The 10,685-nt window shown below is 65.0% G+C and carries 11 protein-coding genes; 7 read left to right on the top strand and 4 right to left on the bottom strand.

Annotation, left to right across the window (positions count from 1 at the left end):
* The 3 genes from ABWY06_RS05585 to ABWY06_RS05575 all read left to right on the top strand — a co-directional run.
* On the top strand, positions 1–537 hold a 537-nt coding region (locus ABWY06_RS05585), incomplete at its 5' end, for a dehydroquinate synthase/iron-containing alcohol dehydrogenase family protein (protein WP_353924581.1).
* Positions 538–589: 52 nt separating this feature from the next.
* The gene (locus ABWY06_RS05580) at positions 590–1,063 is read left to right on the top strand and encodes an acyl-CoA thioesterase (RefSeq protein WP_353924580.1); all 474 of its coding nucleotides are present in this window, start codon (positions 590–592) and stop codon (positions 1,061–1,063) included.
* Positions 1,064–1,125: 62 nt separating this feature from the next.
* On the top strand, positions 1,126–1,890 hold the full coding sequence (locus ABWY06_RS05575; protein WP_353924579.1) for an SDR family oxidoreductase: 765 nt from the start codon (positions 1,126–1,128) through the stop codon (positions 1,888–1,890).
* A gap of 58 nt (positions 1,891–1,948) precedes the next feature.
* On the opposite strand, the gene ABWY06_RS05570 is transcribed toward ABWY06_RS05575, so the two are convergent.
* On the bottom strand, positions 1,949–2,962 hold the full coding sequence (locus ABWY06_RS05570; RefSeq protein ID WP_353924578.1) for an AraC family transcriptional regulator: 1,014 nt from the start codon (positions 2,960–2,962) through the stop codon (positions 1,949–1,951).
* Positions 2,963–3,070: 108 nt separating this feature from the next.
* Between ABWY06_RS05570 and ABWY06_RS05565 the strand changes: the two genes are divergently transcribed.
* The 3 genes from ABWY06_RS05565 to ABWY06_RS05555 all read left to right on the top strand — a co-directional run bounded on the left by ABWY06_RS05565 (position 3,071) and on the right by ABWY06_RS05555 (position 6,003).
* On the top strand, positions 3,071–4,330 hold the full coding sequence (locus ABWY06_RS05565; RefSeq protein WP_353924577.1) for a mandelate racemase/muconate lactonizing enzyme family protein: 1,260 nt from the start codon (positions 3,071–3,073) through the stop codon (positions 4,328–4,330).
* Positions 4,327–5,106: a type 1 glutamine amidotransferase domain-containing protein gene (locus ABWY06_RS05560; RefSeq protein WP_353924576.1), complete on the top strand. Its 780-nt coding sequence runs from the start codon at positions 4,327–4,329 to the stop codon at positions 5,104–5,106. The genes ABWY06_RS05565 and ABWY06_RS05560 overlap by 4 nt, the downstream gene beginning before the upstream one ends.
* A 363-nt stretch (positions 5,107–5,469) precedes the next feature.
* The gene (locus tag ABWY06_RS05555; protein WP_353924582.1) at positions 5,470–6,003 is read left to right on the top strand and encodes an REP-associated tyrosine transposase; all 534 of its coding nucleotides are present in this window, start codon (positions 5,470–5,472) and stop codon (positions 6,001–6,003) included.
* A gap of 172 nt (positions 6,004–6,175) precedes the next feature.
* On the opposite strand, the gene bsrA is transcribed toward ABWY06_RS05555, so the two are convergent.
* Entirely contained in the window at positions 6,176–7,114 is a 939-nt protein-coding gene (gene bsrA, locus ABWY06_RS05550) for a LysR family transcriptional regulator BsrA (protein WP_353924575.1), read from the bottom strand.
* Positions 7,115–7,198: 84 nt separating this feature from the next.
* On the opposite strand from bsrA, the gene ABWY06_RS05545 reads away from it, so the two are divergent.
* Positions 7,199–8,317, top strand: coding sequence for a sterol desaturase/SRPBCC family protein (locus ABWY06_RS05545; protein ID WP_353924574.1), 1,119 nt, complete (start codon positions 7,199–7,201; stop codon positions 8,315–8,317).
* Positions 8,318–8,541: 224 nt separating this feature from the next.
* On the opposite strand, the gene ABWY06_RS05540 is transcribed toward ABWY06_RS05545, so the two are convergent.
* Positions 8,542–9,579, bottom strand: a complete 1,038-nt coding sequence (locus tag ABWY06_RS05540) for a GlxA family transcriptional regulator (protein WP_353924573.1) — start codon at positions 9,577–9,579, stop codon at positions 8,542–8,544.
* 639 nt (positions 9,580–10,218) lie between these two features.
* Positions 10,219–10,685: calcium-binding protein (locus ABWY06_RS05535; protein WP_353924572.1), on the bottom strand; the 467-nt coding region annotated here is incomplete at its 5' end.

Here is a 10,685-nt window from a genome sequence, read left to right as displayed (position 1 = left end):
AAAAATCCGCTGTCCGACCTGCTGGCCCGCGAGGCGCTGCGCCTGCTGGCCACGAACTTGATGACGGTGGTGCACGACGGGCAGCAGCGCGAGGCGCGCCAGGCCATGCTGCTGGGCGCCTGCCTGGCCGGCCCGGCATTCGCCAATGCACCGGTGGCGGCGGTGCACGCGCTGGCCTATCCGCTGGGCGGGCATTTTCATATTCCCCATGGCCTGTCCAACGCCCTGGTGCTGCCCCATGTGTTGCGCTTCAATGCACCGCTGGCGGCGCCGCTGTACGCCGAACTGGCGCCACTGCTGCTGGGCGAGCGCCTGCAGCCGGGCTCGGTCGACAGCCTGTGCGAGCAATTCATCGCCGAGCTGGCTGCGCTGAACGCCCGCTGTGGACTGCCCAGCCGGTTGCGCGAGGCCGGCGTGCCCGAGGCGATGCTGCCGACCCTGGCCGCCGATGCGCTGTTGCAACAACGCCTGTTGCAGAACAACCCCCGCGAGGTCAGCGAGGCCGATGCCCTGGCCATCTACCAGGCGGCCTATTGACCCGGCACCCGGCGAAGACGGTGAAACCCCAGATGCCGAACAAGGAATAAGCATGAATCTGCAACCACAGCTGCGCACTGACTACCTGCATTTCCAGCCGATCACCACCCGCTGGCACGACAACGACCTCTACGGCCACGTCAACAACGTGGTCTATTACAGCTACTTCGACAGCGCGGTGAACCGTTACCTGATCGAGGTCGGCGGCCTGGATATCCATGACGGCGCGGTGGTGGGTTTTGTCGTCAGCTCCAGCTGCGACTACTTCGCCTCCATCGCCTTTCCGGAGGCCATCGAGGTCGGCCTGCGGGTCGGCAAACTGGGCAACAGTTCGGTGCAATACGAGCTGGCGATCTTCAAGCACGGCGAGACCGAGGCCTGCGCCGCCGGGCGTTTCGTTCATGTGTTCGTCGACCGTGCGAGCAATCGCCCGGTGGCCCTTCCCGCGCCGCTGCGCGAGGCCTTGCAGCAGTTGGTCGTCACTGGTGCCTCGCCTGGTCCTGATTCAATCCCAAGAAACGGATAGCCCACCCCGTCAGGCGCCAGCATGCTGCCCCCTCGAAGTCAGGTCAGCATAAGGAGCGCAGGATGGGCCAGTTAACAGCAAAGGTGGCGATTGTGACCGGTGCCAGTTCCGGCATTGGCTACGAAACGGCGAAGCTCTTCGCCCGGGAGGGGGCGAAAGTGCTGGTAACCGCCCGCCGTCACGCCGAGCTGCAGGCGCTGGTTGCCGAGATCGAAGAGTGCGGTGGCGAGGCCATCGCCCTCGCCGGCGACATCCGCGACGAGGCGTTGGCCCGTGCCCTGGTGGAGCTCGCCGTGGGTCGCTTTGGCGGGCTGGATATCGCCTTCAACAACGCCGGCACTCTGGGTAACAGCTCCGCGGTGACCGATATCTCCAGCGAGGACTGGCAGGCCCTGCTCGACACCAACCTGACCAGCGCTTTTTTCGGCGCCAAATATCAGATTCCGGCCATGATCGCCCGCGGCGGCGGCTCGCTGATCTTCACCTCTTCCTTCGTCGGCCGCACCCTCGGCTTTCCGGGGATGGGCGCCTATGCGGCCAGCAAGGCCGGCCTGATCGGTCTGATGCAGGTGATCGCGGTCGAATACGGCGCCCAGGGCATCCGCGCCAATGCGCTACTACCGGGTGGCAGCGACACGCCCATGGGCCGCGCCGCCGCCAACACGCCCGAAGCCCGGGCCTTCGTCGAAGGCTTGCACGCCCTCAAGCGCCTGGCGCGGCCCGAGGAGATCGCCCAAGCGGCGCTCTACCTCGCCTCCGATGCCTCGAGCTTTACCACGGGCGCGAACCTGATAAGCGATGGTGGGATTTCCATCAACCGGACCTGATCGGCCACCGGGTCTCTACAGCGACCACCGGGGTACGCCTGCGCGCCCGCGACAGCGCCTAGGGTCGCAAGTGGTCCTGGCGCCATTGCCCCGGGGTTTTGCCGAACCAGCGCCGGGCCGCCCGGCTCAGGCTGCTGGCATCGTGGTAACCCAGCTGCTGCGCAGCCTCCTCCAACGCCATGCCCGTTTGCAGCAAGGCGATCAGGCTACTTCTGCGAGCGGCATCGACGACCTGGCGCCAACTCTGGCCCTCCTGGTGCAACTGCCGTTGCAGGCTGCGCACGCTGAGGCCGAGCGTCCTGGCCAAGTCGCCAATCCGGGTCGAGCCGCTGGCTTGGGCGCTAAGCCACTGCAGGGCATAGGCGCTGATAAAACCCACTTGCGGCAGACTGTCGAGCTGACGCTCAGCCAGTTCGCAATGCACCCGGCACAGCTCGGCATCGGCCTGGGGCAACGGCAGCTGCAGGTCCGCACGGGCAAAGCTGAGCAAGGTCGAGGGCGCGTCGAACTGCACCTCGCAACCGAAAAACGCCTGGTAGTCGGCGGCGCTGCCTTGCAGCGGATGCTGGAAGGTGACGACCTCGGGCACCAGGGGGCGGCATGCCAGCCAGCGCGCCTGGCTGAGAATGCCGCCGACTATGGCCTCGATCTGCTGCGGCAACAGGCCCAGGCGCATGGGTTGCTCGGTGTAGGCGATCGTCACGGCGCTGGCCGTCTGGCTGTGTATCGCCAAGGTTCCGGCCTCGCTGACCAGGCGTTGGTAACGCAGCATCAGCGCCAAGCCCTGCTCCAGCGACGCGCAACTCATGGCGGCATGCCCCAGTACGCGGAAGCTGCTCGGCTGCAGCGCTTCGGCCACCCGCAGCCCCAGCGCCGGATCGCCGCTCAGCGCCAGTGCCCGTTGCCAGATCCGCTGCACCAGCGCGACACCGATACGACCATTCGGCGCGCCAAGCAGGGCCTCGTCCACCGGCAAGCCCTGCAACAGCTGCGCGCTCGGCACGCCTTGCTTCTGCACGGCACCAAGCAAGGTGCGCACATAGGTATTGGCAACGGTGCGGGGATCGAGCATGGGGCTCTCGGTGGTTCTGGCACGAAATGACAATCTAGGCGCCGCACCCTGTCAATGCAACCGCGCGCGCGGCTTCGCATCATGGGTACCTACGACCAGGAGGTACCCATGCCCCGCATCAGCCGCATTGAGATGTACCACGTCGCGGTTCCGCTGGAGACTGCGTTCCGCCCCAGCTGGATTCCCGGTTACCCGCAAACCGAGAACCGTTTCGATCTGATCCGCGTCATCACCGAAAGCGGTGTGCAGGGCTGGTCCGCCGGGCCGTCCATGGGCCGGGAGCGGCGCGGCTTCGGCGAACTGATCGGCCCCTACCTGATCGGCCTGGACGCCACCGACATCCCGCTGATGCAGCAGCGGCTGCGTGAAATGGCCTACCTGGGCCTGCGCAACAGCTGGATCGAGCCGGCGTTCTGGGATATCAAGGGCAAGCTGGCGGGTAAGCCGGTGTACCAGTTGCTCGGTGCCGAGGCCGGCCGGATCAAGCTCTATGCGTCCACCGGCGAGCTAAAAGCCCCGCAGGCGCGTGTTGAGGAAGCCGAAGCCCGTTATGCCGAGGGGTTCCGGGCGATCAAGTTGCGCGTGCACGACTTCGACGAGCGGGTGGACATCGCCCAGGTCGCGGCGGTGGCCCAGGCCGTGGGTCACAAGATGACGATCGCCGTGGATGTCAACCAGGCCTGGCGGGTCACCGCGGTGGCGGATGCGCCACTGTGGGACTTGCCCCGCGCCAAGCGCTTTGCCGATGCCTGCGCCGATCTCGGCGTGGCCTGGATCGAGGAGCCGTTGCCCATGGACGCCTATGCCGAGCAAGCCGAGTTGACCCGCTACAGCCGCGTGCCGATTGCCGGTGGCGAGCTGCACACCGGCGGCCTGGCGGAGTTGAAAATGATGATCGAGCGCGGCTGTTATGCGTATTTCCAGCCGGATGCCATGTTTACCGGCGGCATCGGTGAAACCCTGGAGGTCATTCGCCTGTGCCAGGCGGCCGGGCTGAAATACACCCCGCATACCTGGACCAATGGCATCGGCTTCGCCGTCAACCTGCAGCTGATGGCCGTGGGCGGCGATCGTGCCTACAGCTTTCTGGAGTACCCGTTGAACCCACCCTCCTGGACCGTGGAGAAACGTGATGCCCTGCTGGTGAGCCCTTTCGACCATGAGCGTGGCGAACTGGAGTTGCCCACCGCGCCAGGGCTGGGGTTCGAGATCGACCTGCGGGCGCTACGGCGTTACGGCACGCGTTTCTTCAGCATGGGCAAGCTGGGCCTGGCCTGGCATGCCCTGCGCGACAAGGGCTTCCAGGCTGCCCGCGAAATCCATAGAACCCGCCTGACCCAAGGCGTCAACTCGAGGGCCTCGGCATGATTCTGTTGTTGTTACCGGACTCCGACTATGACCCGACCGAGAGCGCGGTGCCGTGGGACGCCTTGCAACGGGCCGGCCTCGACGTCCGCTTCGCCACCCCGACGGGCGCCCCGGCCTATGCCGACCCGCGCCTGGTGAGTGGTGGCTTCGGCGTGCTCAATCCCTTTTTCATGACGAAAAAAGCCGACCTGCACCTGTATCAGCGCATGATCCAGAGCGCCGCCTTTCTCAAGCCGCTGACTTACGCCGAGGCGGTCGCCGCCGATTTCGAAGCGCTGCTGGTGCCCGGCGGACACGCCCAGGGGGTGCGCAGCCTGCTGGAATCCGAGCGGGCCCAGGCGCTGGTGGTGGCCTTCTTCCAGGCCGGCAAACCCACGGCGGCGGTCTGCCATGGCATGCTGCTGTTGGCCCGGGCCATCGATCCGCGCACCGGACAGTCAGTGCTGCATGGCCGGCAGGCCACCGCGCTGCCCGGGTTGAGCATGGAGTTGCTGGCTTGGGCGGTCACCGCGCCATGGCTGGGTCGGTACTACCGTACCTATGGGCAAACGGTCGAAGCCGAGGTCAGGGCCGCCCTGGCCACGCCGACCGATTTCAAGACAGGACCGCGCCTGCCTCGGCGTGACAGTGCCAAGGATGTACGGGCCGGTTTCACGGTGCGCGATGGCAATCTGCTGTCGGCCCGTTGGCCGGGCGATTGCCATCGTTTTGCTGCCGAATTCCTGGCCATGATAATGGCCACCCGGCAGGCGACCGCCGCGGACCGGCTGGCCTAGGGCCGGTTGGCACTCGCATTGTGATGGGTATCGCTTCGCTCAACGCCATCCTACGGTGCGTCGTACAGGCCCGTAGGCCGTAGGATGGGTTGAGCGCAGCGATACCCATGCCGTACATCCAAAACAACACCGCCCCGCCGCACGGGGAGCGGCGGCGGCCCAGGGGTGAACGGCGCTGACGCAGGGGGTGCTGGCGGTCGATCATTGATGGGTATCGCTGCGCTCAACGCCATCATTGATGGGTATCGCTGCGCTCAACGCCATCCTACGGTGCGCCCCAACGATACCCATGCCGCAAAACCATCGCTACCGTCCACCCCGGCTAAACTTTGCCAACATCTGCTGCTGCAAAGGATTGCCGCCATGACCGCTTATCGTCGTGATCACACACCAGGTGCCACTTGGTTCTTTACCCTGAATCTGGCCGACCGGCGAGGCGACCTGCTCAGTGCTCAGGTCCATCTGCTGAGAGCCAGTTTTATCAGGGTCATGCACGCCCATCCCTGGCACATCGACGCCATTGTGGTGCTGCCAAACCATCTGCACGCCCTGTGCACCCTGCCCTCCGAGGACGCTGACTTTGCCCTGCGCTGGCGCCTGATCAAAGCCGGCTTCTCCCGCGCGCTGTCCCGCACGGAGGCGATCAGTGCCAGCCGCCAAAGCAAAGGCGAACGTGGCATCTGGCAGCGGCGCTACTGGGAACATCGTATTCGTGACGAGCAGGATTTCACCCGCCATGTCGATTACATCCACTACAACCCCCGCAAGCACGGCCATGTGCAGCGAGTGGCCGATTGGCCCTGGTCGTCGTTCCACCGCTATGTCGCCGCGGGGCTGTTACCGAAGGATTGGGCAGCAAATAAAGGCCCGAGTCTGGAAGTTGGTGAGCGGCGCTGACGCATGGGACGCTGGCGGTCGATCATTGTGATGGGTATCGCTGCGCTTAACGCCATCCTACGATTCACCGTAAGGCCCGTAGGATGGGTTGAGCGCAGCGATACCCATGCTGCATATCCAAGCCACGAACCTTGAACAACATCGCTCCGCCGCGCGGGGGAGGCAAGGCGACTCAGGGCTTTGGGGAACCCAGGGCAAGCCCCCCTGGCGAGCCGTAGAGCTGGGTGATCTGCTCGCGCAGCCAGCGCAAGCCGGGTGCCAGCTCTTGCTGGCGGTGCCAGATCAGGCTCACCTGTACCGCGGGCACCTCCACCGGTAGCGGGGCGACCTGCAGCGCGTAGATCGACGCATAATGCTCAGCCAGTCGGCGTGGCACCGTGCCCAGCAGGTCGGACTGCGCCACGATCGGTGGGATGGTCAGGTAGTGCGGCACATGCAGTTGCGCCTGCCGCCGGACCTTGGCCGAGCCGAGAATGATCTCCAGCGGCGAGCCTCGCCCGGCCCGCGGCTGGATCAATACGTGCCGGCCCTGCTGATAAGCGGCCAGCGAAAGGCCATTGGCAAAGGCCGGGTGCCCTGCCCGGCCGATCACCACCAGCTGCTCCTCCAGCAAGGGTTGGTAGCAGAGGTCGCCGCTGTCGAAGTACAGGTAGTCGATCGCCAGGTCCAGCGCCCCCGAGGCCAGGCGAGCGGTCAGCGAATCCGCCTCGTCGCTTTGCACCGACAGCACCACCCGCGGTGCCAGCAACGCCAGGTGAGCGAGCAAGGTCGGCAACAGCGTGGCCTGTGCATAGTCGTTCATAGACACCCGGAAGCTGTGCTCGGCCTGCAGGTCCAGGGCCTGCTGCGTTCCCAATCCCAGCTGCAACAGATGCAACCCCTGGCGGATCGGCCCGTAGAGAGCCTGGGCCTGGGCGGTCGGCAGCATGCCTCGCGCCGTGCGCTTGAACAGCGGCTCCCCCAGTTGCGTGCGCAGCCGGGCCAGCGCATTGCTCACGGTCGGCTGGCTCATATGCAGGCGCAGCGCCGCGCGCGACAGATTTTGCTCCTGCATCAGCGCATCGAAGACCAGCAACAGGTTGAGATCGATTTGGCGCAAATTCAGGTTCATGAATAATGCTCATCATATATATCCATTATCGAAATAATTTATCGATGCCTAGACTGCTGTCAATCCCACCCCATTGGAGCGGTCATGACCTTCGATACCCAAGGCTTTCGGGCTCGCTACCGCGCCGGCATCCACGCTCGCTACAATCCCTGGCTGCATGGCGCCTTCGTGCTGGCCTACGGCGTGCTGGGCCTGGCTTTTTTCTGGCGAACACTGGATCAGGTGCGCCCCCTGGAATGGCTGGTCGTGCCGCTGGCCCTGGTGTTCTTCAACTGGGGCGAATACACCGTGCACAAGCACCTGGGGCACCACAAACATCGCCTCAGCGCCCTGTTCTACCAACGCCACACCGGCGATCACCACAGCTTTTTCGTTGCCGGGCAGATGCGCTATGAAACGGCCAGGGATTGGCGGGTGATCCTCTTCCCCGCCTGGCTGATCGTCGTCTACAGCCTTGGCCTGTTTGCCGCCTGGTGGCTACTGGCCTGGCTCAACGGCAATGTCGCGGCGTTGTTTGCCTGCACCCTGCTGTTCGGCTACCTAAGCTACGAAATCTTCCACGCCTGCGAACACCTGCCGGACACTCATCCCGTGGCGCGGTTGCCCTGGATAAGGCAGATGCGGCACCTGCACGAGCTGCACCATCGCCGTGACCTGATGCAGACGCATAACTTCAACCTGGTCTTCCCCCTTATGGACTGGTTGCTGGGCAGCCTGCACTGGGAGCCGCTGGAGAAAGCCAACGGAGGTCAGCGGACGCTCATGCAACACGAGATCGAAATCGCCCGCGCCCCGCAACCGTTGCTGGCCTATGCCAGCTCGGCGACACGCTGGCCGGAGTGGCATCCCTCCTCGCTACGGGTGGAAGGCGCCAGTGGTCCGCTGCCGGCAGGCAGCCGTTTCGAAGAGGATATTCACGCGGGAGGCCGGTCGGGCCATCTGAGCTGGGAGGTCGTGGAAAGTGTTCCCGGACAACGCTGGCGGGCCCGCGCGGCAGGCGACCATGGCCTGCAGCTGCTGGTCAGCTACGAGTGCCATGCCACGGCCGGGGGCACGCGCTTCGTGCGCACTTTGGAGTACGGGTTTCAAGGGCTACTGATGCGCCTGACCAACCGCCTGGTGCTGCGAAAACGCATCGAACGCGAGTCTGCCGACTCCTTGCTGGCCTTGCGCAAGGTGGCCGAGCGGGTGCTCAGCCAGTAGGTACGGGGCGCTGCAGAAGAGGGGCAGCGACAGCGTCTGTGAGCCGTACTCCAGATTGCTGGTGCCCCGCGCATCGCCTCGGGTTGAGTGGAACACTTCCCCGCCGTGCACCGAGGCCCGCCAGCAGAGGCCATAGGCAACCGGCCTTATCCGAGGCATTCCAACCAGAAGCGGTCACGCCAGTGACCAAGCCGGCCTAGAGACAGTGCGCGCGGCCCCGGGACTCAGCGCGCCTTGCGTGCATCGGCGCGGAAACTCCCCGGCGCCACGTCGAAGAATTCGCGAAAGCAGCGGCGAAAGTGCGAAATGCTGACAAACCCACAGGCCACGGCGATATCGGCAAGGGATTTGTTCGTCTGCTGCAGCAACTGCCGGGCACGCGTCAGGCGCAACTCCAGGTAGTAGCGTGACGGCGTGGCGTTGACATGACGGCAGAATTGGCGCTCGAGCTGGCGCGTGGAAATCTCCACGCAGGCGGCGATCTCATCCATGCTCAGGGGCTCGTCAATGTTGTTGTGCATCAGTTCCAACGCCAGTTTCAGCGGTTGCGGCAACGTCGGGTCGCGGTCGACCGCCACCACTGAAACGTCCATGACGTCCTGCAGCTTGTCGCAGCCGAGCACCTCTTCCACCGCCTGAACCAGGCTGTCGCCACAATCGCGCTTGACCACCTCGAGCATCATCCCCAGGGAACTATTGGCGCCGGCACAGCCGATCCGCTCACGATCCAACACAAAGGAGTGGCGGGACAGGCGAACCTTGGGGAACAGCTCCGCCATCATCGCCCGGCCGTCAGGGTGAAATGCGCAGTCATAGCCATCCAGCAACCCCGCCTCGGCGAGAAAATAGGCACCGTTCCATAACCCGCCCAGCAGGACGCCGGTAGCAGCGGCCAGGCGCAGCTTGCTTCTGAGCAACGGGTCCGGCGCCAATGGCACGCGAAAACCGCCGCAGACTACCATCAGGTGCAGGTCCCGCTCATGCAGGTCGGCCAGGCGGCAACCCCTGGCGATGGAGATCCCCAGATCGCTGACCACGACGTCCGCGCCGCCACCGACCACCAAAACCTCATAGAGGGGCGTAGCGCTCATCAGGTTGGCCGTGACCAGCGCATCCACGGCACCGGTGAAGGCCATCATCGAGAAATGATCCCGCAAGACGAAGGCGACCCGACGCAGCGCAACGACAGGCTCGTCGCGGCGTACCCGCTCGAGGTGCAGCCGATTCTTGTCTTTCAGCACGCTTTCGAACGACGCTCTCATCACACTGAAACCTTCTGCAGACATTAATGGGCAACGCTTGCTGGCCGGCGAACGATTGGGAAAGTAAAGCTTCGCGGCGTGCGACGCCAGGAAAGCCCGCACGGCGCGGGCGATGGAACGGTCGTGCAAGGAAGCTCCATTACCGCAGCCAGGGCCGTAGGATGGGTTGAGCGAAGCGATACCCATGCTGCACATCCAAACCGCGGATCCTGAACAACATCGCTCCGCCGCGCGGGGCGGCGGAGGCCCAGGTGTGGACGCAAGGGGGCTGGCGGTCGATCATTGATGGGTATCGGCTGCGCTCAACGCCATCCTACGGTTCGCTCCAACGATTGATGGGGATCGCTGCACATCCAAACCGCGGATCCTGAACAACATCGCTCCGCCGCGTGGGGCGGCGGAGGCCCAGGTGTGGACGCAAGGGGGCTGGCGGTCGATCATTGATGGGTATCGCTGCGCTCAACGCCATCCTACGGGTTCGACCCAGGGCCGTAGGATGGGTTGAGCGAAGCGATACCCATGCTGCACATCCAAACCGCGAATCCTGAACAACAAAAATGCCCGTATCGACCGATACGGCATGTTTTCCAGGCGCCACGCCTGCGCGACTTGCGTCGCGCCGCGGAGGTTTTTTTACCGCTACTGCCAGTTGGCCGCGATCACCGTGTTGAGCTGCGTGCGCTGGGTCTGCGTCAGGTTGATTTCACCCCCCGCCGGCGCGCCGAAGGCGGCCATGGCGTTGACCAGCACGTCCACCTGGCTGGCGTACAGCGCGCTGCTGCCGGCCTGGACTTTGTCCAGCTGCTGCGCCGGGCTGACGTACCAGTCCTGCACCCTGATGCGGTCTTCGGACCCGCGCACGTCCAGCACCAGGTCGTCACCCTGGCGCGACAGCCAGAGGTTCTCCCGGGTGATACCTTCCAGGCTCAGCACATCCTGGTCGGCAGGGGTATTGGACAGGTTGTTCAGCACGTCCTGGCCATCGCCCGCGGCGAACAGGTAGGTGTCGGCACCGTCGCCGCCCAGCAGGTAGTCGTTGCCCTTATTGCCGCGCAGCCGGTCGTTGCCCAAGCCGCCGTCGAGCAGCTCGGCGTCCGAGGAGCCGA

The sequence above is a fragment of the Pseudomonas sp. genome (genome assembly GCF_040514055.1).
Lineage (GTDB): Bacteria > Pseudomonadota > Gammaproteobacteria > Pseudomonadales > Pseudomonadaceae > Aquipseudomonas.
The sequence above is the reverse complement of the archived record's forward strand: the minus strand, read 5'-3'. Positions and strand labels throughout refer to the sequence as shown.